We start from the raw sequence: 23,721 nt of genomic DNA on the forward strand, positions 1-23,721 counted from the left end.
ATAAATTAATAAGAATGATTGCTTCTAAAACGAGAAATACTACTCGTATGGAAGGGGATGTCATATGAGTGATCAAAAGAAAGAAAACAAACAACCGTTAACATTAGTGGATAAAGATGATCCTTCATTAACCTTCTTAAATACACATGTTGAAGGCCATGATGGGGAAAAAGGATCTGAATACCTCTATGATGCAAAAGACAATCAGAACTTTGATGAAGAGTATGCATCTGAATTTGCAGCTGACTCAATAGAGGATAGCCAAGATGACTTTGAGAATAGTTCTGGAAAAGGTATTGGAACAATGGGCATTGTTTTTGCCATCACGTCTTTATTCTTAGTTCCACTTCTTTTAGGCCCAATAGGGATTATATCAGGCATTATTGCGATTGTAAAAGGGCGCAAGACATTAGGGATTTGGGCGATTGCCATAGGCGCTATATCCGTTCTTTCGACCCTGATCTTTACACCGCTCTTATAAAAGATAAAACCGACTCTTGATGAGAGTCGGTTTTTTAAATTAATTCGGCTGCGCCTCACGTTGTTTTGCATAGTGTTCTTCAGCTAATTTATCAATTTCTTTCTTTAATTCCTCAACCATTGTTTCTTCAGGTACCTTACGAACAATTTCACCTTTCATAAACAGTAAGCCTTCGCCTCTGGCACCTGCAATACCGATGTCGGCTTCTCTAGCTTCGCCAGGTCCATTAACTGCGCATCCAAGTACGGCAACTTTAATTGGCGCTTTAATGCTTGAAATGTATTCTTCAACTTCATTTGCAATACTAATCAGATCGATCTCAATTCGCCCACATGTAGGACATGAGATTAATGTAGCAGCATTAGCAGCTAACCCGAAAGATTTAAGTAATTCGCGAGCAACTTTTACTTCTTCAACAGGATCTGCTGACAGTGAAATACGTAATGTGTTACCGATACCCATGTTTAAAAGAACGCCAATTCCTGCTGCACTCTTAACCGTACCAGCAAAAAGTGTACCAGACTCTGTTATACCTAAGTGAAGCGGATAGTCAAATGCTTGACTTGCTTTATCGTAGGCTTCAACAGCCAGGTGAACATCGGATGCTTTCATGGAAACGATGATGTCGTGAAAGTCAAGGTCTTCTAGAATTTTAATATGGTGAAGAGCGCTTTCGACCATTGCATCTGCAGTTGGATAGCCATATTTTTCTAGTAAGTGTCTTTCGAGTGAACCTGCATTAACACCAATTCGAATCGGAATTCCTTTTTCTTTTGCTGCTTTTACAACAGCCTCCACATTCTCACGTTTACCAATATTACCTGGGTTGATGCGAATTTTATCCGCACCGCCTTCAATAGCTTTTAAAGCAAATTTATAATTGAAGTGGATGTCTACAACTAAAGGAATGTTAATCCGTTTTTTAATTTCCGCAATGGCTTCAGCAGCACGCATGTCAGGGCAAGCAACCCGAACAACTTGACAACCTGCTTCTTCTAATCGTTCAATTTCCGCAACGGTGGCATCAACATCATGGGTCTTTGTTGTTGTCATACTTTGAATGATTACTTCATCATTACCGCCAATTGTTAAATTTCCCACTTTAACGGGACGAGTATGTTTTCGATGAACTCTTTCGGTCATAGACCATATCGCTCCTTTGAGGGGCTCTTTGCCCGTCTTTTTCTCCAGTCAATGGAGACTCATGCTTATTTTATCAATCACTTGTGCGTTCTGGCAAGGAAATTCACTTACGGATTCTGATAAAGCGGAAAGCGATACGTCTTTCCAATTTGAATGGCGTTTGGGTTCGTTCCATCATTTAATGAGCTGAAATCAGCCAAAATGTCTTCAATCGAATGATTGACTTGGCCGTCATGCAAATGTTCAACGATGGATAAAACCGTTTGGCCGCTTTCAATAATGACTTCTTGATAAGGAAGGGGAGGCGGGTCTTCTTGTCCACTCTTCGTACTTGCTTCATCGTTAGTTGGAAGCTGTGCTGATAAAGTTGAGCCTGTTAAATCGTTTTGAATACCTAGAATAACGATAATGGCAATGGCAATGTACAAAAGGCGTTTCACCAGTCACACTCCTTCTTTTAAAGTATAGCCTTTTTGTATGGGAGAACCTCATTTTAAGTATTCAAGATAAAAATGGTATATTCCTGCTTCACGACATTCACGTAAGTTTGCTTAATTTATACATATTTAAGCGGAATCATACACAGGATTAAACAACAAACTAGGTCTTTTGTCGCTTTTCTAATAAAAGGGAAACAGGTAACGTTTTAAGTAGGAACGTTAGGAAGGTGGAATGTTATTTGAAGCCATTTTTAAAAGTATTCAGTATATTACTGACACTAGCTTTGCTCGTGTATCCATTTGGAAATGTGGCCGAGGCAGATGCTGTACCTGGAGATGTCTTTGTTACATTAGGACAAGATTTGAGTGAGTCCCAAAAAAATGAAATGTTGGAAAGAATGGAAGTGAGTTCAGATGTTCCAACGCTTTATGTCACAAATGAGGAAGAGCATAAATACTTAGGTGATTACATTAGTGCGCAAACAATTGGAAGTAAAGCCTTTTCGTCTTCAAAAATAACGTTAAGTGAACCGGATACTGGTATTCACGTAACCTCTGATCGAATTACATGGGTGACAAATGAAATGTATGCAAACGCGCTTATTACAGCGGGGATAAAAGACGCAGAAGTTTATGTGACGGCTCCATTTAATGTTTCGGGAACAGCTGCTTTGACAGGCTTAATTAAAGCCTATGAGTCCGCCACGGATCAAGTCATTCCAGAAGAACAGAAGAATGTTGCAAACGAAGAAATGGTTCGTACAGCAGAACTTGGAGATGCGATTGGTGAAGAAGAAGCTGCTGAGCTTATTACATTAGTTAAAGAAAAGATTGCGACAACGTCAATTGAATCTGAAGAAGAGATGCGTACGATTATTATTCAGTTAGCAGAAGAAATCAATGTAACGTTAACCGATTCCCAAGTAAATGAACTGTCAGCATTGTTTATGAAAATGAAAGACTTAAACATTGATTGGGATACCGTTTCGAACCAGCTTGATAAAGTACGTGACAATTTAAGTGGTTTTTTAGAAAGTGAAGAAGCCCGCTCGTTTTTTGATCGAATGATTGAGGGTTTCAAAAGCTTTTTCAATTCCATTCGCAGCTTTTTTAGTTCATAATAGGGGGGAAGCCCCCTATTTTTTATTTTTTGAAACGTTTTAGAGTGAAGATACGTAATAAGGGGAGAGTAGTAGTAAATTTCTATGAATGGAGGTTACTGACTTGATTGACTGGTTAGATTCAGCAACGGTTGGATTCCTAGTTGTTACCCTTGGAACACTATTTTTAATTGGAGAATTACTTGTCCGAGCAAAGGGATTATTTGGGCTACTTGGTCTTGGGTTAATTAGCGTGTACTTCTTGCACCACTTAAATGGTGATGCAAGCACTTGGGTTATTATTTTTTACCTGATTGGTCTTGCACTCATTATTTTTGATGGAAATGTCACGTCTGATGGAACGATTGCCGCAATTGGAATTCTATTTATGATTGTTGGTCTGGCAACGCCTGCACCAGATCTTGTTTATAGTATTTTAGTCGGTATGGGGACTGTTATTGGCGCTGTTGCTTCTTTGCTTTTCTTGAAAATTTTTCCACATCGAAATATGTGGTCAAAAATGACACTTAAAGAATCTCTTTCATCAGAAGCTGGATACAATTCCATTAATGAAAGTTACAAAGGTTTAGTCGGGAAAAAAGGGAAAGCGTTAACAGCTTTTCGACCAACAGGAACAGTGGAAATAGACGGTGAACCTTATAGTGCTACAAGTGGAAGTACATGGATTGAAGCAGGGACAGAGGTCGACGTGATTTCTGTCGACGGGACAAGGATTTTAATAAGGCGTTCTGAAAATGAACAACAAAAAGAAGAGACTCCAGAAGAAAATAGCTAAAACCAGCTTGTTTACACAAGCTGGTTTTTTGTATGGATAGGAATAGCTAGGTATTAAATCCTATCTTGGAGGAAACGACTGATGAGTAGGCTTACAATTTATTTGTTTTGTAAAAAAAGTGTAAAGATATTTAAAAGCTTATTTACAAATTCTTTATGATCGTTTAATAATAGATGCGGAACATCATTGTTGAGGTTTGTCGAAAACCTAAAAATGAGTTTTTTATGAAGGGATGAGATGAGTGAGTGAGTTTCAAGTATTGCTGTTTACGTTCCTAGGGGGGGATCGGAATCTTCCTATTTTCCGTAAAGTATATGGGAGATGGGTTGCAAAAAACAGCAGGAGACGGATTAAGAGGGTTATTAGATAAATACACAACCAATCCTTTTATGGGTCTACTTTCAGGTATTGTTGTAACCATATTGCTTCAGAGCAGTACAGCGACAACGGTTTTAACAATTGGGCTTGTAAATGCCGGATTTATGACGTTGCGTCAAGCAATTGGTGTTATTATGGGTGCAAATATTGGTACGACAACAACGGCGTTTATTATCGGTTTGCCTATTAAAGAGTATGCATTACCGATTATGGCAATTGGTGCATTCTTGCTTTTCTTTTTCAAGAAGAAAAGAATTACCGCTATCGGCCAAGTTATCTTTGGTTTCGGAGGGTTGTTCTACGGTTTAAATTTAATGGGACAAAGTCTACGCCCGTTAGCTGGGTGGGAGCCGTTTGTTGAATTTACGGCACGTATGAGTGATAATCCGCTACTTGGAGTTGTCGTTGGTGTCATTCTTGCAGTTGCTTTACAAAGCTCAACTGCAGCAATAGGACTCGTCCAGCAATTATATGAACAAGGTGCCATGGATTTAGCCGCGGCTTTACCTGTTTTAATTGGGGATAATATTGGAACGACCTTAACGGCTGTTTTAGTTGCCATTGGTGCAACGGTTTCAGCTCGACGCGCTGCGTTAACTCATGTTGTCTTTAACTTAATTGGCGCTATATTAATAATGTCTGTTTTCCCATTCTTTGTGATGTTTATAGACTTCTTGGGGAATCAATTTAGTCTGAGCAACACGCTACAGATTGCAGCTGCACACGGGGTGTACAACGTAGCCAACGTTATTGTTCAATTTCCGTTAATTGGTGTACTCGCTTATATTGTAACGAAGCTTGTGCCAGGTCAGGAACTTGATCTAGACTATAAGCCGAAGCATCTCGATCCGATCTTTATTGGAAGCTCACCAGCTATTGCGCTTGGACAGGCTAAACAAGAAGTCATTCATATGGCTGATTACTCGAAAAAAGCTTTAAAGCAAGCCATTAAATATATGGAGACAGGCGAGAAGAAAGATGCTGACCTCGCTCTTCAATATGAACTAGCGATTAACAACCTTGATAAAGAGATTACCGATTACCTTATAAAAGTATCGTCACGCTCTTTGTCAGCATCAGATTCAAACTTACACTCAACCTTATTAAATGCCGTGCGAGATATTGAGCGCATTGGCGATCATATGGAAAACATTGTCGAGCTAAAAGACTATCAGAAAGCAAATAAAGTGAGCTTGTCCGACATTGCGTTAAAAGACTTGAACGAAATGTTCGAGTTGACGTATTCAACGCTAGAAGAAGCGATGGAATCATTGGAAAGAGATGATTTGGATAAAGCAAATGATGTCTTGAAGCATGAAGAGTTAATTGATAAGATGGAAAGAAAGCTTCGAAAGCAACACATTAAACGAATGAACGATGGTGAATGCTCGGGAGCTGCCGGAATTATTTTTGTTGACATTGTTTCGAACCTTGAGCGAATTGGTGACCATTCTGTAAATATTGCCGAAGCAGTTATCGACGAGCAATAAATTTTAAAAAGATCGGGCGGTTGTCCGATCTTTTTAAAAAAAAGTATTGCACTATGCAAAAATACATGATAATATAACTCTTGTCCTTAACAGAATGGACAAGTGATGAGTAATCCACAGTAGCTCAGTGGTAGAGCTATCGGCTGTTAACCGATCGGTCGCAGGTTCGAATCCTGCCTGTGGAGCCATTTGGCGGTGTAGCTCAGCTGGCTAGAGCGTACGGTTCATACCCGTGAGGTCGGGGGTTCGATCCCCTCCGCCGCTACCAACCCTTACATAGTATTATGGCGATCGTGGCGAAGTGGTTAACGCACCGGATTGTGGTTCCGGCATTCGTGGGTTCGATTCCCATCGGTCGCCCCATTATGATTTAAATAAGTGGACCCTTAGCTCAGTTGGTTAGAGCACTCGGCTCATAACCGATTGGTCGTAGGTTCGAGTCCTACAGGGTCCACCACTTGGAGGAATACCCAAGTCCGGCTGAAGGGATCGGTCTTGAAAACCGACAGGGGTGTCAAAGCCCGCGGGGGTTCGAATCCCTCTTCCTCCGTTCCGTAAACCTTGTTGCCATTGCATGCAACAAGGTTTTTTTATGTTTACTCATTGTTTTGGAGGGAATAGTACTCAGTAAAGCAGATGTGAGCATATTCGTTGCCGTTTGTTTTTTTTAGTGGTACTCTAATTGAGAAGTAAAATCAGTTTAGTATTGAAGGGAGAGCTTTAACATGGCTTACAAATTACCAGAATTACCTTATGCAGCAAATGCACTAGAACCACACATTGATGAACAGACAATGACGATTCATCATGGTAAACACCACAACACCTATGTTACAAACTTAAACGCTGCTCTAGAAGGTCACGAAGATCTTGCAAGTAAAGATATCGAGGATCTTGTTGCGAACTTAGATTCTGTACCAGAAAACATTCGTACAGCAGTACGTAATAATGGCGGTGGACATGCTAACCATGCATTATTCTGGCAGTTACTAAGCCCGAATGGTGGCGGTGCTCCAACGGGTGCGTTAGCGAATGATATCGAGTCTACATTCGGTAGCCTTGACGAATTCAAAACAAAATTCGCTGATGCGGCAAAAGGTCGTTTTGGTTCAGGCTGGGCATGGCTTGTTGTAAACAATGGCAGCTTGGAAATCACAAGCACACCAAACCAGGATTCTCCTCTTACTGAAGGAAAAACACCTATTTTAGGATTAGATGTATGGGAGCATGCGTACTACTTAAACTACCAAAATCGTCGTCCTGACTACATTTCAGCATTTTGGAATGTTGTTAACTGGGATGAAGTGTCTAAGCGCTACGAAGCTGCAAAATAAGAAAGTATGAGTATTATAAGACTACAAGGTAACCACCTTGTAGTCTTTTTTGCATAAATCCGCTTTTCTTTGTGGCATACTACTTAAAAGAATGGGGGGATTGTATTGAGTAACCAAGATAAAAAGAAAAACAATCAGTTTAAAGAGAATAAAAACCACGGTGAAAAGCGTACAGGAAGATTAAGCCAGTTTAAAAATGACTCAGCTCATGGCGATACACTTGATGAATATACAACAGCACAGCGCGAGGAATAAACCATCGAGGAAGGCAAATGGAAGCATTGCCTTTCTTTTTTTATTACAAAAATATATGCATAGCCAAAAATGAAACAGACACACTACTGGTAAGGTGGTGAGGTCATGCCAAAAAAATGGATGGACAGTATTTTTGGGCACGTTGTTGCATCAAAAGATTTAAAATTATTATTATCCATTGGTGGACTTTATGCGTTGAGCGTGGCTTTGTCGAATACGTTTGTCAATGTTTTTTTATGGAAGCAATCAGGTCAATTTATCGATCTTGCCCTCTACAACTTAATGTCTGTTATTTTTCAACCACTTGCATTTTTAATGGCTGGAAAGTTATCAAAGCACATTGATCGCGTCTATGTGCTTCGTATTGGGATTAGTTTGATGTCTTTGTTCTATATCGCTGTTTTAGTTGTGGGAGAAAATGCAGCGCAACATTTACTGCTCCTTGGCTCACTAATTGGACTCGGTACAGGTTTCTACTGGCTTGCTTTTAACGTACTAACGTTTGAAGTAACCGAGCCAGAGACAAGAGATTTTTTTAATGGCTTCTTAGGGTTGTTAACCTCTTTTGCAGGGATGACGGGTCCTCTAACTGCAGGGTTTATTATTACGAAACGAACTGGCTATGAGGGGTATTTCTTTATTTTTGCCCTATCCTTAACATTGTTTTTACTAGCAGTTATTTTGACCATATGGCTAGGGAAACGTCACGCCAAAGGCAATTTTAATATTAAACATGTGCTAAACGAGCGTAAACGAAATAAAGATTGGCGAAAAGTCACCTGGGCGCATGTTACGCAAGGATTGAGGGAAGGGACGTTTGTTTTTGTCATCGTTGTCTGGGTCTTTGTGGTAACGAATAACGAACTTGCATTGGGGACATATGGATTAGTGACTTCAGGTACCCAATTTATTTTTTATTATTTAACTGCGCGTTTACTTAAAGTGGCGTATCGAAAGCGAGCCATTCTTATTGGTGGATTGTTGTTATACGGAGCAATATTTTTACTCTTATTCGATCTGACGTTTTCTAAATTAATTCTTTATGGAATTATTATATCGGTGGCTTATCCGCTCCTACTCATTCCTTATATATCGTTAACATATGATGTTATTGGCAAAGCGAGTAGGGCAGCCGAGTTACGAGTGGAATACATTATTGTCAGGGAATGGTTTTTAAATATCGGCCGTATTGCATCCATTCTCTTTTTTATCGGGATTATCTCCATTTTCCCTGAAGAACAATCGATTCCATATGTGCTGTTAATAGTAGGGTCTGGTCATTTATGGATTTATTTTTTTGTTAAACGAATTCAGCCTCCAGATGGTCACTCGGAAGTAATGCCAAACGTCAACGAATCAGAAGGGCAGAGTAGTCCTGATAAAACTGTGTAAAATCTCTACAAGCTTTGACAGGATTCTCGTTCTATTTTATAATAACAAGTGTATTACCTGCCGTGTTCGTAAACTTTTTTATGCTTTGAACCTTGAATGTTAAAAGGGAGTTCTAAATGAGTAAAGCAACGCTAAGCTAGCATGTACTAGACAGCGAACCTTTAACTGCGAACACCCACCTACCGATGTAGGTTCATAAAGCATTCATTTGCAACGGCACAAGCGGGTATGACTACTTTAATTAAAGGCATCCGGAGTTCGGGTGTCTTTTTACCTGTAATAGAGTCAGGGAGGTTGTCTAATGGGCGAATCAAAAAACAATAAGAAACATCACGTTTCATTGCGATTAAACATTTTATTTCTTGCGGTGTTTTTACTTTTTTCTGCATTAATTTTGCGACTAGGCCTTGTGCAAATTGTAAATGGTGAGGAATATGAAGAAGAGTTGAAGCATGTATCCAATCAAACAGCCCTTATTGATGCACCGCGAGGGATTTTTACAGATCGCTATGGGTATCCTGTTGTAGAAAATAGCTTAGAACTATCGGTTACATATACGAACCCAGGAAATCAAAGCGGTGGAGATATGATTGAGATTGCTGAAGAAGTGGCTAAATTTATTACAGTAGACACAGAAAATTTACGCGACCGTGATAAAAGAGAATATTATTACACAAAATTGGAACCCCAAGAACGTAGAGCTCTCATTGAAGACATTGAATACAGCGACGAAGATGAAACCACGGAGTATCAGCGTATGATTGACGCTATTTCCGATGAGATGATTGCGAATTATTCAGAGGAAGAAGAGCAAGTTATTGCTATTTTTTCTCATATGCTAAGAGGGACAAACGGTTCCCCACAGCGAATTAAGCAAGGGCTAACCGATGAAGAAGCGCCTAAGCTTGCTGAGCATTTAGACCGTTTACCGAACATTAATATTCAGCGGGATTCTGTCCGAGAATACGTGTATGGTGATACGCTAAAAAATATTTATGGAAGAGTAGGGTCAATCCAAACAGAATCCGTTGATGATTATTTAGCAAGAGGCTATATGCGCTCAGACTTAGTAGGTAATAGTTTTTTGGAAAAACAGTATGAGGATGTACTACGTGGGCAAAAAGCGGAAGTCGTTCGAACGAATACTCGTGAAGGCAATGGCCCAATGGAACAGCTTATTGAAGAAACGCCAGGTAGCCGAGGCAATGATCTTGTGTTAAGCATTGATATGGAATATCAGCAAATCCTTGACGACATTGTGGAACGTCAAGTTCTTCAAAATCAAGGAATCTTTGTAGAAGATGCGTCTTCTTATGCGGTTGTAATGGACCCAAAAACAGGCGATATTTTAGCGATGAGTGGCTTCCAGAAAGAACGTGGGGGGGAAGGATTTAGCAACCCAACAGGCGTCTTTCAAAACGCCTATATGCCAGGTTCAGTTGTAAAAGGTGCCTCTGTACTAGCTGGTCTAGAAGAAGGTGTTATCACTCCAAGCACGGTTATTCATGACAGACGACTTGAATTTAGCGATGGTACAAGAAAAGCTTCGTTAAGTACATCTATAGGCCATGTTGCCCTTCGTGAAGCAATGGCACGCTCGTCCAACGTCTATATGTTTGAAATTGCCATGCGGATGGCAGATTTTAATTATAGTCCTCGCGCAAGTATCTTCAGTCACACTAAAGCAAATGAAGTTTTGGATCAAGTGAAGTATTATTTTCATCAATTTGGTCTTGGAGGAGAAACAGGCATAGACCTGCCAAATGAAGCGACAGGCTTTGCTTCGGAAGGTGTTCAGGAATCAGGTAATTTACTTGATTTTATGATTGGCCAGTACGATACGTATACGACCCTTCAGCTTGCGCAGTATGTTAGCACAATTGCCAACGATGGCGTACGGATGCGTCCTCGCCTCGTTACAGAAATTGTAGAAGCGAACCCGAATGGTGATGGTGATGGTGCTGTTGTTCGCACAAATACCCCAGAAGTGTTAAATACCGTTGATATGAGCCAAAGCGATATTGCAGCAGTACAAGATTCATTCCGAGCCGTTGTAACGAATGCAAATGGTACAGCGAGTGGTGTATCAAATAATTTAAATATCGCTGCAAAAACCGGTACAGCTCAGTCATTCTTAAATGGTAGACCGACGAACAATTTAAGCTTTGTTGGTTACGCTCCTTACGATGATCCGGAAATTGCGTTTGCAATTATGACGCCAGATACGAATGTTCCTCCTTCAGGAACATCCGGTAATAAAATCTCTGAAAAAATCGCAACAGATTTAACCGAAGCTTACTACGACTTGCAAGATGAACGGAACGGTCCAGAAGAAGTGGATTCTGTTGTCGAAGAAGTCGATTTGTTTGAAGAGCAATAAAAGTTATTAAGCATGACTGAATTTCAAACAAAATAATTTTATCTTTATACAATAAAACACAAAAAAACACCTTAACAAAATAAAATTTGAAGGTGTTTTTTTGTGTGCAATTTTCATTAGAAAAAAACAGGTTATCATCACACGAGTGAAGAATGCTTGATAATAGCCTAAAGATCTTTTTTTTAAGTTAGTTAGATAAGTCTTTTAAATATAAAGCTTTATTAAGAATTAATATCTAAATGTAAGCACATTGCCCTTATTATAATCGGCATAAATTTTTCCCTTTGTTAATCTCGCAACTAACGTTCCTTTTTCTGTAACTCCGGTGACACCGCTAAAAATTCTAGATTTTTTAACAGGAGTACGGTTTGCAAAGCTCCCTGTTTCTAAAGATGAAATAGCGTTCCAGTAGCTCCCCTCTACACCGGCAGAATAACTTAATGTTCCGCAGTTACCCCTTTGTTCTAAAAAGAAATCTACTGTAGTTGCTGTTCTTCCATAAGACAAGTAGTCCGTCCATGCTCTAACTTCACATGTACTTCCAAACTCTTTAAATTTCTGCCACGGATGGTAAGCGGCATCTGCTTTTTCCGTAATAGAAAAACTAATTAAAAGGAATAGTGCAGTAAGAAAACTTGAAATAATAATTTTTTTCATATTATATGTAACCTTTATATATTGTAATAATAATGGTTTAATATGGTAATGTCAATATTATAATAATCAATCGAGAAGCTTAAATAGAAAAAGCTCGGCTATCGCCGAACTTCCGATACATGATTCGTAGAACATGTAGATTTTTGTATTTTTTAAAAGGATATATATGCTATCTGTCGAATAGAAATGTGTAAGCTTAGAAAAATTCATCTACAACTTCGCTTAAGCTCATCTCGCTCGTTAACTCTCCTGTAACTTGCGGACGTAAATCATTGGATAACCCACGATTATCAACTTCTTCATAAAAATCATAGGCACTATCTACAATACCCGCTTCTTCTAACATTTCACCTACATCGATACTAGTCATTCCTGGTACAACGTGAAGAATCGTTCTGTACGCGATTTCTCCTTCGTTGTTATCAGAGGGTTCTTCTTCAGCATCAGTGTTTTGCGCTTCTGCAAGTTGTGCCTCTAACTCATCCCAAGTAGCCTGTGTCTCAACCGCGTAGCCATTCTCCTGTAAGTGAGCGACCATTTCTTCTTCTGTAAAATCAGAACTAGAAACAGCCTCTTGATCGTTTCCAATAAAGTATGTGATCCCCAAGACACCAGAAGCAATCAATAATCCACCAGCAAAGCTACGAATAGTTTTACGCGTCATTGGCAACTTTTGTCCTTTCTTCTACTTGTCCGTCGAGGTAAGGGGATAAAAGACGATCGACTTCATGTGGTTCAAGGGACGTTTCCAATGCAATACCTTCTACGGAATAGCCACGCTTGTGCAAGTCTAGGATCTCCCTTAATAGCTGTTGATGTGAATTGGAGCGATTTTGCTGTTGTGCATCTTTAGCTGCAATTTCCGCATCTAATTCAATGTCTCTTAATTGATTTTTTACTTGATGAAGCTCTTGCATAAAGGAAATTGATAAATGTTCGATTTGATCTTCTATTTTTGAACCTTTGTCCTCTTTAACAAAAGAAACAATAAGCAGAACAATTGCTGTTCCAAGCAAGAGCGCTAACATCCATTCCATGTGTTGTTCCCTCCTATGGATCGTTTTCGCACTCTCCATTATACATGAAATTACGTACGTTTCATCAGGTTAATGAAAATTTATCTATTCGTGCGTCATTTTTTGACAGCTTTAGTCATAATCTCTATCAACCAAGCTTTTTTTAGACTATGAGGAGGTGAGAACACTTGCTGTAACGAGTAAAAAAGCGATTACAAAAACATACAATTTGCACTCATTGTGGAAATGGCGAGAAGCCAGTATGCTTAATAAACAGAGACTCGTGATGTGAAGTAAAAAGAACCGACATCTTACTAGAAGGAGTGAAGATATGAATACAAACAATCATGTATCAAACATTTTTTATGCCATTGGGACAAAGCCGGTTTTTACGGTTGATATCCATTTACGCTTACGGTCTACTCTGCATTCTCAGCACTTATCTAAAATTGGCCTCTGGTATGATGGAAAAACAACGTGGGTTGGTGAAGAAGGCTGGATTGTCAATGCTGCTTTTTCTAGTACAAACACTGTTATTGTAAGTCAGGCATACCATAAAGGCTTAAATATAAAACTAACAATCCGTGATGAGTCATTACAAGAAGAACTTGGTGTTAAGCGAATGATTTCGATGAAGAATGAAGGACACTCCGATAGCAGTGTCAAATTGTTAGCCCAGCAAATTACGTACACACAAGAAGGGCTATCGTTTTATTCACCTGCTGAAAAAGCACTTATCCATTATTCAGATGAGAAATATTCTTTATTTTCTATACAAATGCCGAAAGCTCAATCCATCCAGTATGGTGTCGGCTTAGTGAATCAGATCTGGAATGAGCCGTTAGGAAAATTGTTTTTTGCGCCGTTTTCTGCGACGAAAACTGAAAGTCTAATGGTGTGCACTTGTTTATTACGTGCCAACGAAACGATCAATGCATCTCTTGTACAAATGAGTAGCGAAAATATGGTTCATTTAAAACGATCCAATTATTTAGCGCAACAGAGTGTTTAACAACGTTCGTTAATTAAGTCTTGATTTTACGGTTCGCTTTTGCTATTCTATTTAGGTATGTAAGAGAGAGTTTGGAGGGATAGCACATGCGTGTTCAAGTTACTTTAGCTTGTACTGAAAACGGTGACCGTAATTATATTACGACAAAAAACAAGCGCACAAACCCAGAGCGTATTGAACTTAAGAAATATAATCCGCGTTTAAAGCGCCATACACTTCATCGTGAAACAAAGTAAGCAGACGGTTTACCGCTGCTTCTTTTTATTGACTTTTTTAGTGAGGAGCTGAGGTGTTGAAACAACAATTACGACAACGTTTGCAAAAACAGCTCGAACAAATGAATAAGACTGAGTATTTAGAACGATCACAAGCGTTGGCAAACCAGCTTTATCGAACAAAAGAATGGAAACAAGCTGGCACAATCGGATTAACGTACGCGCGTTTCCCAGAAGTGGCGACATTGCCAATAATGGAGTATGCCTACAAACAAGGCAAGAAAGTGGCATTACCACGTACTAATATGAAAGCACGCGAAATGCATTTCTATTTCATTCAAAACTTAAACCAACTTGAGCTTCGTCCCTACAATCTATATGAGCCAAAAGAAAACCAGAGTGTTTATGTAAGCCCAAAAGAGTTGGATTTGCTTATTGTTCCAGGCCTTGCTTTTTCAAAAGACGGATCGCGGCTCGGAATGGGTGGCGGTTTTTACGATCGGTATTTGCCTTTATTCAAAGGGAAGACAGTGTCGTTATGTTTTAACGAGCAGCTCATTGAATCCATTCCTACTGAAGCACATGACATGAGGATGGACCTTGTTCTTAGTGAGAAATGGCCATGTTAATTGGATGGCTTAGCTTTATTTTACTTGGATGTGTGACGTTATTTTTGTCACATAAGCTAACCATGTCAGGGGCGGTTGCAGCTTTTTTAGTCGGTACAGTAACGGTTATCGGTGTAGGCCCTGCTGGTTTACTCTTATTTGCGGTATTCTTTGGTAGTTCTATTTTATTAGGTAAATTAAAAGGGGCAAGTGTTGATCAAGAAGTCGTTCAAAAGCATGGCAAGCGTGATGCATTTCAAGTGTTAGCGAATGGGGGCCATGCAGCCATCTGTTCCCTCTTTTTAGTCATTTTCCCTTCACTGGCTACTCTTTTTATAGCTGGTTTTGTAGGGTGTCTAGCAACAGCAATGGCTGATACGTGGGCATCAGAAATTGGCAAGCTGAGCCAAGACAAGCCAATCGATTTGTTTTCCCGGAAAAAGGTTGAAAAAGGCGTGTCCGGAGGGGTGACAAGCTTAGGGATGGCAGCAGCATTTGCTGGAAGCTTTATACTAGCAGGTACGGCTATTATGATCTGGTGGAATGAAACGAGTGTCAGCTATCTTTGGTTGTTTTTCTTTACACTAATTGGCTTCTTAGGAAATGTATTAGACAGTGTGCTAGGCTCGACGATACAAGGCTTATACCGTTGCCCATCTTGTGGTTTGGAGACGGAAAAAACGTACCATTGTGAAAAAACGGTACGGATAAGAGGGTTATCGGTTGTCACGAACGATGTCGTTAACTTATGCTGTACAGGAGCAGGTGCACTAATGGGTGTCATTGGTGCGGTTATCTTTTTTTAAAAGGGGAACGGTAAGTCATGGAACGCTATTCACGACAAGTATTATTTAATGGTATTGGTGAAGAAGGACAAGCGAAATTATTACATAGCAGCGTACTTATAGTTGGCCTTGGTGCACTTGGCACTGTGATTGCAAATCATTTAGCGAGGGCAGGAGTTGGCTCTCTTCGTTTAGTAGACCGTGATTTTGTTGAAATGAGTAATTTGCAGCGACAGATGCTCTTTACAGAAGAGGATGCTCATCAACTCGTACCTAAGGCGGTTGCGGCAAAGCGTGCACTTGAAAAAGTGAATTCTGACATTACCATTGAAGCAGTTGTGGAAGATGTCTCGGTGGAATCGATTGAACGGCTTATGGATGGGATTGATGTTGTGTTAGATGGAACAGATAATTTTGAGACGCGCTTTCTTTTAAATGATGCGTGTTTTAAATGGAAAGTTCCTTTTAGCTATGGTGGGGCTGTTCGTACCAGAGGCATGGGCGCATTTTTTATTCCAGGCGTCACACCATGTCTTCGCTGTTTTATTGAAAGTGGCGGTACAGCAGGAGAGACTTGTGATACCGTCGGTGTTCTTGCACCGATCATTGATATAGTGGCATCACTACAAGTTATTGAAGCGATGAAGTATTTGGTGGGAGCAGGTGAGAAACAGCGATCAACGCTAGAGTCATTTGATATTTGGTCGAATACACATCAAACGATAACGTTTTCTCAGAATCGACCAGGTTGCCCTACGTGTGAAAAAGAAGAGTTTCCTGCATTAAATGAACGCTCTCGTTCTCAAACAACTCTTTGCGGGCGTCAGTCTATTCAAATTACTGCACCGGCTCCTTTTGATCTAACTCACATTGCGAAGCAGTTAGAAGCAGTTGCACAAGTGAAAGTGACACCTTTCCTTATACGGGCAGCGATCAATGAAACGGAGACGATTGTTGTTTTTCCAGATGGGCGTGTGTTAGTTCAAGGAGTGGACGATCCTACTCGAGCCAAGACGATTTATAGTAAATACATTGGAAACTAATTCATACTCTTCATTAAGGATGAAATAAGTTTGTCCGTCACATCCTATATGTAGATATATGGAGGTGTCGATATGAAACAAGTCTGTTCCATCCTTTCGATTCTTGTTGTTGGAATAAGTATTTATAAATATCGTTATAAAATCGTAAATGCAATGATGAGACAACCAGGACTAAGAAGAGTGCTCATTCGGTTTGCGCTCAGAATCCCATTTGTACGTCAAAAGTTGATGGGGTCATTATTTTCTTTTCCTCATACGACGGAGAAGCTCTGACAATTGTATCAGAGCTTTTTTTGTAAGCAAGAAAGATTCTTATTCTGCAAAAACTTGCTATAATGACAGTCAGGAAGGAGGAGGTGCGGATGAACGAAATGGCTCACCGTTATCTTTATTGGCAATTAATTGAACATTACGTGCTACATAAACAGTTTCGCTTGCTTGCTCTTCATGATACACAAGCTTGGTTTGAAGATGATTCAGTGAAACCGAGAAGAGTTATACGTCTTGTTTATTCAGAAGTGGATTGGTCCAACCGCTTAAAGCGTGATATATCACATGCACAACAACAATTTGAATCCATTTATAAGCAGCTTGGTATATGGAAAATTCAAGGTGAAAATATTTATGTAATGAGTCAGCCTCCTGTTGATTCATGGGAAGATGCCCTTGCACCGTTTCAAGTCAAGGGAAACAAAGGAACCATTCGCAACCTTGCTCTGCATACAAGTGTGGCTCAGTATCAGGAGGTACTAGATCACGAATTAGCTAAAGATACTATTCCTCCACTACGTTTACAGTCATCAGATGATGAAATGATGCAATTCATTGAACGAATTCGGGGGCAAGTAAAGCAAGTCAACAGCAAACGCCGACAAAATGAAGAAAAAACGCTTCAATTTGGTAAACCACGTTTTATTTATGCCCTGTTACTCTCTTTTGTCGTGATGTTTTTTCTTTTAGAGACGAATGGTGGAAGTACAAATATACAAGTGCTTATTGATTACGGTGCTAAATATAATCCATTAATTGTAGAGGGAGAATGGTGGCGATTGGTCACCTCCATGTTCTTGCATATCGGATTGATGCACTTAGCCTTTAATGCAATGGCACTGTTCTTTCTTGGAACAGCAGTAGAGCAACTCTTTGGCTCTATGCGCTTTTTAATCATTTATTTTGCAGCCGGCTTATTTGGCTCCATTGTCAGTTTTGCATTCAATGATTATGTATCGGCTGGTGCTTCAGGCGCATTATTCGGCTGTTTTGGGGCACTTCTCTATTTTGGCTTAAAGCACCCAACATTGTTCTTTCGCACGTTAGGAAAAAATATTTTATTGCTTCTCGGATTTAATCTTGTGCTAGGCTTTATTGTTCCGGGAATTGATAATGGGGCGCACATAGGAGGTCTAATAGGAGGTTTTCTAATGGCCGCTTTAGTGAAGATGCCGAAAGAAAAAAAGAAAACGCCATTCTACCTTTCCATTAGTGCTTTCGCAATATACGTGATCGCTTCCCTGACGCTTGTTTATTTCGGACAACAACAAGCGAACGCTTCGCCTGAATTAGCGGTATTAGAAGGTCAACGTTTGCTTGAAGCAGGGCAATATGAAGAGGCGCAAGTGTTTATTACGAATGGGTTAGAAAAAGATGGTCAGCAGCCTCAACTTTTGTTTATGCAAGCGTATCTTGATATTCAGCAAGAACGGGTTCAGGAGGCAAAAGAACATTTGGAAAAAGCGCTTCAAGAGCAGCAAGCATTTCCAGAAGCTTGGTTTAATTTAACGCTTATTCATATTGAACAAGAAAACTATGATCAAGCGAAAGAATCAATCCAGCAAGCAATCCAGTATGGAGAGGATAGTCAAATTCCAGACATGGATTACTATTATGAAATCGAACAACAGATCGATGAACAACTCGCTTCATCCACATAAGTAATACGAGAAACTGAATGAATGAGTGACTTTGTCCTACCTTTTCATCGCCTACCTTACATAGATTTAGACTTGAACGAGCAACCTAGATGAAGAGAATAGGGGGTTCAAGATGAGTAGTGAAGATAAAGGGATAACAAGCCATTCATCCTATGAAGAGAAGCTCGCTTATGTAAAAGAAGAACTGGCTGTTGATAAGAACTTTGATATCATTTGTTTGGAAATGGTTCACGCCAATCGAAAAATGGCCCTTTTTCTAGTGGATGGGTTTGGGAAAGATAGTGCGCTCACACAAATTCAGCGTGAACTCTCACATACGAGTGAAGAAGAAGTAGACGAATCCTACGATGCGCTCATAAAAAGCCGCATTCCGTATGCGGAGATTGAACAAGAAAAAGATCTTGATACTGCTATTGATCAAGTCTTATCCGGGCCGGCGGTTCTTCTTGTAGAAGGTCTTCCTTATTGTATTATCATTGATACAAGGGAGTATCCTGTTCGCGGTCCAGAAGAGCCCGATACGGAGAAAGTCGTTCGCGGTTCAAGAGATGGTCTTGTTGAAACATTAGTGATGAGCGCCGCTTTAATTCGAAGACGGATAAGAGATCGAACATTCCGTGTAGAATATCAGCAAATTGGACGACGCTCTAAAACGGATACAGCCTTACTTTACATTGCTGATATTGCCGATCCCGATTATGTCCATCAAATCCGTGAATCCATTAAAGCAATTGATACCGATGGATTGCCAATGGCTGATAAGACGATTGAAGAGTTTGTTTTTAAAGAAGGGGGAAACCCATACCCACTTGTGCGCTACAGTGAGCGACCCGATGTATGCGCAACTCACTTATACGAAGGACATGTCATCCTACTAGTGGATGGTTCTCCAAGTGCAATGATAACCCCGACAACATTTTGGAATTTGCTTCAGCATGCAGAAGAATATCGACAAAAGCCTGTCATTGGTGCGTTACTTCGATTTGTGCGTTTTTCGGCAGTGTTTATCTCGCTCTTCTTATTACCTATCTGGTATATGCTAGCGACAAATCAAGAGTTGGTGCCAGAAGCGTACTCTTTTATTGGAACACAAGAGGATGGGAGTATTCCACTTTTTATTCAATTTATGATAGCAGAAGCTGGGATCGAAATGCTGAGAATGGCGTCTATTCATACGCCCAATGCGGTAGCCGAAGCATTAGGGTTAGTGGCCGCACTTTTAATTGGGGATATTGCTATTCAAGTAGGAATGTTTTCACCTGAAGTGATTTTATACTTAGCAATTGCTGCTGTAGGAACATTTGCTACACCAAGTTATGAACTTTCGCTGGCAAATCGGTTTATGCGCCTTTTGTTTTTAATTGCAACTGCAGCGTTTGGCCCAGTTGGCTTTGTTAGTAGCGCAACACTATGGTTTATCGCTTTAGTTCGACTGCGAGGGCTTCGTGTTCCATATATGTGGCCATTTATCCCATTTAATCTTAAAGCGTTGCGAGATGTGTTTTTCCGAATTCCAATGCCTTTAAAAAATCGTAGACCTGCTATCAACCATCCGCAAGATCCGGATAGGTAGCAGGTCTACCTTTTTTAATAACGTTCGATATCTTGCTTGTGTACATCATCTTCTATGTACGGATGACTTGTTTCTACAGGGATGTTCTGATTGGCAATTACAAGACCAAAGGGAGTGTCTGTTGTTGCAGAAACAACTGTATAAGGGATGTTGTTTATCATCGCAAGCTTTACATACTCGTTGTAATCTGAATAGGCTAATTGTCCGTTAATAAACATTTGTATGTTTGGCTTAGCTTTTAGGACGCGCTCTACTTCTGGATAAACCACGTTAGAACGAACTTGATTTATGGTTAACGCGAGATGAAGACGCTCAGCGATTGTTGTTAAGAATATACGTCTTTCTGCAGGCTTTGTCTCCAAACCGCCTCGAATAGCATGCTCTAGTACTTCATTTACATCTCTTGCCATATTGATGCCACCTCTTTCCTAATCAATCCCCTCTATCATCGCAAACCTGTCCTGAAATCTCAAATAAAAACATAGGATGGTAGAAACGAGAAATCAGCACAGGGGTTGATGAGATGTGGATTTGGTTTGTTATTGTATTTTTTGTCCTAGCAATTGGGCTGACGTTAGGAGGGGTATCCACGTTTATGCGTGGACTTCCGCCCATTGTTGTACTCATAGTCCTAAGCTTTTATTTTTTATTCTTTAGCTACATTGGCATGTTTGTCGCGCTCGTAAGTTTTTCTTGGTTCGGCTTTCGTTTTTTTGATATTGCGATTGTGATTTGTTCCTTTTTGTTTATTATCGCCATGATACGTTCATACCATCCTGCTTTTGGCTATCAACTTTTTTATAAACCAATCGCTTGGATTTTGGCCAGTTTGTTTTTCTTTATGGGTTTACAGTGGGGAACGCTCGGATATGGAACTTTTTTTACGATTACGATGACTTTTTTCTTCACGTTAGCGGTTTTTATCGGCATTTTGCTGTATAATTCTATGTTGATGTGGGTAAAAAACGCATACCTCGCTGCCGTTATTCCACTTGCTTCATTCCTTTTAGTTACAGTCATAAAGCTGTTATAATAGGACATGAGGTGTATAGATGAAATCGATCGTAGATATTAGAGACTTATTAAAGCAATATGGTTCTTTTATTTATACAAGAGACCGCGGAATGGATTTGCAACTCATGCAAAAAGAAATAAAAGATTTACATCAATATGGAATGATATCAAGCCATACGTATCAAGGCGCAATATTGATTTTAAAACAAGAGGAAGCGAAACTTGGAATGGGGGATTCTAATGGGGAATGAGCTTTATGCAGGAATTGACATAGGGGGAACATCCGTTAAGCTTGCGTTTATTACAAATGAAGGCGATTTAGTGAAAAAATGGGAAATACCTACTGATATAAAGAACAATGGAATGAATATTGTTAACGACATTGCTGAAACGGTTAAAGCAAATCTAGATGATGACCAGACACTAATGGGTGCAGGTGTAGGAGCTCCTGGTTTTATTGAGATGGAAACAGGCTTTATCTATCATGCTGTTAATATTGGCTGGCGTGATTACCCATTAAAAGACGAGTTAGAGAAAGCTTTAGGCGTTGTTGTGAGAGTTGATAACGATGCGAATTTAGCAGCTCTTGGAGAAAAATGGCAAGGTGCTGGAGATGGCGCTACTGAACAGTTGTTTGTTACGCTAGGAACAGGTGTCGGTGGTGGTATCATTACAAGAGGACAAATTCTTCATGGTGTAGGCGGTATGGGTGGAGAAATTGGTCATATTACTTCTGTGAAAGAAGGAGGATCTCTTTGTAATTGCGGAAAAACCGGGTGCTTGGAAACCGTGTCTTCTGCAACGGGAATGGTTCGTTTAGCTAAAGAAAAACTTGAAGCAGGAAGAACATCGATTCTTTCTCAAAGTGAATCTCTAATACTAACAACAAAAGACATTTTTGAAGCGGTGAAAGCTGGAGATCAAGTAGCGACAGAAGTAATTATGGAAGCGATTGATCATTTAGGCTACGCGATTGCCAATTTAGCAAATACATTAAATCCCGCCAAGATTGTTATTGGTGGAGGCGTTTCAAAAGCCGGAGAAGACCTTTTAGCTCCTCTTCGTGTTGTGTTTGATCAGTATGCCCTGCCACGTGTAGTGGAGCAGGCAGAAATTAAATTGGCTCATTTAGGAAACGATGCAGGTATTTTTGGAGCTGTATGGTTAGCGATACAAGCTGTTAAAGCAAATGAGAATAGAAGCAATTAAGAATTGAAAGTTGAGGTTAACATCAGATGGTGGATTACCGTATAGAGCGAGATTTACTAGGAGATAAACAAGTACCAAAGGATGCGTATTATGGGATTCAATCTTTACGAGCTAAAGACAATTTTCCCATTACTGGCTATCCACCGCACCCGGAACTTATCCGTGCGTTCGGTTATGTCAAGAAAGCGGCAGCAATGGCAAACCGTGATGTAGGCGTCTTGCGTCCGCATATTGCTGATGCCATTATTAAAGCGAGTGACGATGTCATTAATGGACAATTAAACGAACAGTTTATAGTTGATTCCATTCAAGGTGGTGCAGGGACTTCATTTAACATGAATGCGAATGAAGTCATTGCCAATCGGGCAATTGAAATTTTAGGCGGGGAAAAAGGCGATTATTTAAAAGTTAGTCCGAATACACACGTCAATATGGCTCAGTCGACAAATGACGCGTTTCCGACTGCTATTCACATCGCTGCTTTGCACATGACCCAAGGGTTAACGGATGAATTACGAAATCTTATTGCGGAAATGCAGGGGAAAGCAGATGAATTTGACGATGTACTAAAAATGGGCCGTACGCATTTACAAGACGCTGTGCCGATTCGATTAGGACAAGAATTCGGTTCTTATCGGAAAGTGTTGGTCCGCGATTTAAAGCGAATTAGTCGATCCGCTGACCATTTGCATGAAGTCAATATGGGTGCTACTGCTGTTGGGACCGGGTTGAATGCAAAGCCTGAGTACATTGAAAAAGTGGCCACTCATTTAGCTACCGTGACGAATTTACCGTTCAAAACCGCAGAAGATCTCGTTGATGCGACTCAAAATACAGATGCGTATACAGAGCTATCTAGTTCATTAAAAATATTAGCAATTAATTTATCAAAAATAGCAAATGATTTACGCTTAATGAGTTCAGGACCTCGTACAGGTTTAAATGAAATTAATTTACCAGCACGTCAGCCTGGTTCCTCCATCATGCCAGGTAAAGTGAACCCGGTTATGTGCGAAGTCATTAATCAGCTCTCTTTCCAAGTGATTGGCAATGATCATACAATTAGTCTTGCTTCTGAAGCTGGTCAGTTAGAGTTAAATGTGATGGAGCCGGTACTTGTATTTAATTTATTACAGTCACTTACCATTCTTGAAAATGGAATGCGTGTGTTCCGTGAATATGCGATTTCTGGCATTACAGCAAATATTGAACGTTGTAAAGAACTTGTGGAGAATAGCGTAGGTATTGTGACCGCCATTAATCCGCATGTTGGGTATGAAGTGGCAACAAGAATTGCGAAAGAGGCATTAGAAACAGAGCGACCAGTTCGGGAAATTTGCCTGGAGCGAGGCATCTTATCTGAAGAGGAATTAAATGAAATCCTTGATCCAAAAGAGATGACCAAGCCTGGTATCGCTGGGTCTCGATTCTTACCACTTTAAAAATAAAAGCTCTTATGTCATACTAAA

General features: G+C 40.0%; 26 protein-coding genes, 5 tRNA genes and 1 other RNA gene. 26 read left to right on the forward strand and 6 right to left on the reverse strand.

The features are described 5' to 3' along the window. Positions 1-64 precede the first annotated feature (64 nt). Positions 65-481 carry a hypothetical protein gene (locus PQ477_RS16390; RefSeq protein ID WP_060705096.1) on the forward strand — a complete coding sequence of 139 codons (417 nt, stop codon included), beginning with the start codon at positions 65-67 and terminating at the stop codon, positions 479-481. A 39-nt stretch (positions 482-520) separates the two neighbouring features. Here the strand turns inward: PQ477_RS16390 and ispG are convergent, their stop codons facing one another. Continuing rightward, on the reverse strand, positions 521-1,624 hold the full coding sequence (gene ispG, locus PQ477_RS16395; RefSeq protein WP_038479000.1) for a flavodoxin-dependent (E)-4-hydroxy-3-methylbut-2-enyl-diphosphate synthase: 1,104 nt from the start codon (positions 1,622-1,624) through the stop codon (positions 521-523). Between the two features lie 107 nt (positions 1,625-1,731). Next, positions 1,732-2,064: a hypothetical protein gene (locus PQ477_RS16400; protein ID WP_035398123.1), complete on the reverse strand. Its 333-nt coding sequence runs from the start codon at positions 2,062-2,064 to the stop codon at positions 1,732-1,734. 239 nt (positions 2,065-2,303) lie between these two features. Between PQ477_RS16400 and PQ477_RS16405 the strand changes: the two genes are divergently transcribed. The 13 genes from PQ477_RS16405 (at position 2,304) to PQ477_RS16465 (ending at position 11,189) form a co-directional block, all read left to right on the forward strand. Continuing rightward, positions 2,304-3,185, forward strand: coding sequence for a DUF1002 domain-containing protein (locus tag PQ477_RS16405; protein ID WP_035398121.1), 882 nt, complete (start codon positions 2,304-2,306; stop codon positions 3,183-3,185). 103 nt (positions 3,186-3,288) lie between these two features. After that, positions 3,289-3,960: an NfeD family protein gene (locus PQ477_RS16410; protein WP_144558777.1), complete on the forward strand. Its 672-nt coding sequence runs from the start codon at positions 3,289-3,291 to the stop codon at positions 3,958-3,960. A gap of 326 nt (positions 3,961-4,286) precedes the next feature. Further along, positions 4,287-5,828 carry a Na/Pi cotransporter family protein gene (locus tag PQ477_RS16415; protein WP_349775488.1) on the forward strand — a complete coding sequence of 514 codons (1,542 nt, stop codon included), beginning with the start codon at positions 4,287-4,289 and terminating at the stop codon, positions 5,826-5,828. 113 nt (positions 5,829-5,941) lie between these two features. Further along, a tRNA-Asn gene (locus PQ477_RS16420) sits at positions 5,942-6,016 on the forward strand. Positions 6,017-6,019: 3 nt separating this feature from the next. Beyond that, positions 6,020-6,096: transfer RNA gene (locus tag PQ477_RS16425), tRNA-Met, on the forward strand. Between the two features lie 19 nt (positions 6,097-6,115). Then, a tRNA-His gene (locus PQ477_RS16430) sits at positions 6,116-6,191 on the forward strand. Between the two features lie 17 nt (positions 6,192-6,208). Beyond that, positions 6,209-6,285: transfer RNA gene (locus PQ477_RS16435), tRNA-Ile, on the forward strand. A gap of 3 nt (positions 6,286-6,288) precedes the next feature. Further along, positions 6,289-6,378: transfer RNA gene (locus PQ477_RS16440), tRNA-Ser, on the forward strand. Positions 6,379-6,553: 175 nt separating this feature from the next. Continuing rightward, entirely contained in the window at positions 6,554-7,162 is a 609-nt protein-coding gene (sodA, locus tag PQ477_RS16445) for a superoxide dismutase SodA (RefSeq protein WP_060705095.1), read from the forward strand. A gap of 105 nt (positions 7,163-7,267) precedes the next feature. Next, complete coding sequence (locus PQ477_RS16450; RefSeq protein ID WP_164468424.1) at positions 7,268-7,417, forward strand: hypothetical protein; 150 nt, start codon at positions 7,268-7,270, stop codon at positions 7,415-7,417. A gap of 105 nt (positions 7,418-7,522) precedes the next feature. Then, on the forward strand, positions 7,523-8,809 hold the full coding sequence (locus tag PQ477_RS16455; protein ID WP_144558779.1) for an MFS transporter: 1,287 nt from the start codon (positions 7,523-7,525) through the stop codon (positions 8,807-8,809). Between the two features lie 51 nt (positions 8,810-8,860). Then, positions 8,861-9,042: non-coding RNA, 6S RNA (gene ssrS / locus PQ477_RS16460), on the forward strand. Between the two features lie 68 nt (positions 9,043-9,110). Continuing rightward, positions 9,111-11,189, forward strand: a complete 2,079-nt coding sequence (locus PQ477_RS16465; protein ID WP_274272503.1) for a peptidoglycan D,D-transpeptidase FtsI family protein — start codon at positions 9,111-9,113, stop codon at positions 11,187-11,189. A gap of 228 nt (positions 11,190-11,417) precedes the next feature. Here the strand turns inward: PQ477_RS16465 and PQ477_RS16470 are convergent, their stop codons facing one another. The 3 genes from PQ477_RS16470 to PQ477_RS16480 all read right to left on the reverse strand — a co-directional run bounded on the left by PQ477_RS16470 (position 11,418) and on the right by PQ477_RS16480 (position 12,883). Continuing rightward, positions 11,418-11,846, reverse strand: a complete 429-nt coding sequence (locus tag PQ477_RS16470) for a hypothetical protein (RefSeq protein ID WP_055736009.1) — start codon at positions 11,844-11,846, stop codon at positions 11,418-11,420. A 196-nt stretch (positions 11,847-12,042) separates the two neighbouring features. After that, positions 12,043-12,510: an MltG/YceG/YrrL family protein gene (locus tag PQ477_RS16475; RefSeq protein ID WP_035398118.1), complete on the reverse strand. Its 468-nt coding sequence runs from the start codon at positions 12,508-12,510 to the stop codon at positions 12,043-12,045. Beyond that, positions 12,500-12,883: a hypothetical protein gene (locus PQ477_RS16480; protein WP_035398116.1), complete on the reverse strand. Its 384-nt coding sequence runs from the start codon at positions 12,881-12,883 to the stop codon at positions 12,500-12,502. Before PQ477_RS16480 ends, PQ477_RS16475 begins: the two co-directional genes overlap by 11 nt. Positions 12,884-13,193: 310 nt before the next feature. On the opposite strand from PQ477_RS16480, the gene PQ477_RS16485 reads away from it, so the two are divergent. The 8 genes from PQ477_RS16485 to PQ477_RS16520 all read left to right on the forward strand — a co-directional run bounded on the left by PQ477_RS16485 (position 13,194) and on the right by PQ477_RS16520 (position 20,029). Next, a complete protein-coding gene (locus PQ477_RS16485) occupies positions 13,194-13,874 on the forward strand; it encodes a hypothetical protein (RefSeq protein WP_035398114.1) in 681 nt (226 codons plus the stop codon). 86 nt (positions 13,875-13,960) lie between these two features. Then, positions 13,961-14,110: a 50S ribosomal protein L33 gene (rpmG, locus tag PQ477_RS16490; RefSeq protein WP_035398113.1), complete on the forward strand. Its 150-nt coding sequence runs from the start codon at positions 13,961-13,963 to the stop codon at positions 14,108-14,110. A gap of 56 nt (positions 14,111-14,166) precedes the next feature. Continuing rightward, entirely contained in the window at positions 14,167-14,718 is a 552-nt protein-coding gene (locus tag PQ477_RS16495; RefSeq protein ID WP_035398111.1) for a 5-formyltetrahydrofolate cyclo-ligase, read from the forward strand. Beyond that, positions 14,712-15,503, forward strand: a complete 792-nt coding sequence (locus PQ477_RS16500) for a DUF92 domain-containing protein (RefSeq protein WP_274272504.1) — start codon at positions 14,712-14,714, stop codon at positions 15,501-15,503. The genes PQ477_RS16495 and PQ477_RS16500 overlap by 7 nt, the downstream gene beginning before the upstream one ends. A 17-nt stretch (positions 15,504-15,520) precedes the next feature. After that, the gene (locus tag PQ477_RS16505) at positions 15,521-16,525 is read left to right on the forward strand and encodes a ThiF family adenylyltransferase (protein WP_144558781.1); all 1,005 of its coding nucleotides are present in this window, start codon (positions 15,521-15,523) and stop codon (positions 16,523-16,525) included. Between the two features lie 72 nt (positions 16,526-16,597). Beyond that, positions 16,598-16,798, forward strand: a complete 201-nt coding sequence (locus tag PQ477_RS16510; protein WP_035398108.1) for a hypothetical protein — start codon at positions 16,598-16,600, stop codon at positions 16,796-16,798. Between the two features lie 89 nt (positions 16,799-16,887). Then, complete coding sequence (locus PQ477_RS16515) at positions 16,888-18,456, forward strand: rhomboid family protein (protein ID WP_035398105.1); 1,569 nt, start codon at positions 16,888-16,890, stop codon at positions 18,454-18,456. Positions 18,457-18,568: 112 nt separating this feature from the next. Further along, positions 18,569-20,029, forward strand: coding sequence for a spore germination protein (locus PQ477_RS16520; RefSeq protein WP_274272505.1), 1,461 nt, complete (start codon positions 18,569-18,571; stop codon positions 20,027-20,029). 14 nt (positions 20,030-20,043) lie between these two features. Here PQ477_RS16520 and PQ477_RS16525 read toward each other — a convergent pair whose 3' ends face one another. Next, a complete protein-coding gene (locus PQ477_RS16525) occupies positions 20,044-20,439 on the reverse strand; it encodes a YueI family protein (protein ID WP_035398101.1) in 396 nt (131 codons plus the stop codon). A 113-nt stretch (positions 20,440-20,552) separates the two neighbouring features. Between PQ477_RS16525 and PQ477_RS16530 the strand changes: the two genes are divergently transcribed. Genes PQ477_RS16530 through aspA form a run of 4 tightly spaced genes read left to right on the forward strand, consistent with a single transcriptional unit; the run spans position 20,553 to position 23,694 of the window. Beyond that, positions 20,553-21,062 (forward strand): hypothetical protein, encoded by a 510-nt coding sequence (locus PQ477_RS16530; RefSeq protein ID WP_144558783.1) that lies wholly within the window; start codon positions 20,553-20,555, stop codon positions 21,060-21,062. 19 nt (positions 21,063-21,081) lie between these two features. Further along, entirely contained in the window at positions 21,082-21,294 is a 213-nt protein-coding gene (locus PQ477_RS16535; RefSeq protein ID WP_035398095.1) for a YqgQ family protein, read from the forward strand. Then, positions 21,284-22,252: an ROK family glucokinase gene (locus tag PQ477_RS16540; protein WP_060705082.1), complete on the forward strand. Its 969-nt coding sequence runs from the start codon at positions 21,284-21,286 to the stop codon at positions 22,250-22,252. Before PQ477_RS16535 ends, PQ477_RS16540 begins: the two co-directional genes overlap by 11 nt. Before the next feature lie 26 nt (positions 22,253-22,278). After that, entirely contained in the window at positions 22,279-23,694 is a 1,416-nt protein-coding gene (gene aspA, locus PQ477_RS16545) for an aspartate ammonia-lyase (RefSeq protein WP_060705081.1), read from the forward strand. Positions 23,695-23,721: the final 27 nt, after the last annotated feature.

The organism is Shouchella hunanensis (assembly GCF_028735875.1).
Classification (GTDB): domain Bacteria; phylum Bacillota; class Bacilli; order Bacillales; family Bacillaceae_D; genus Shouchella; species Shouchella hunanensis.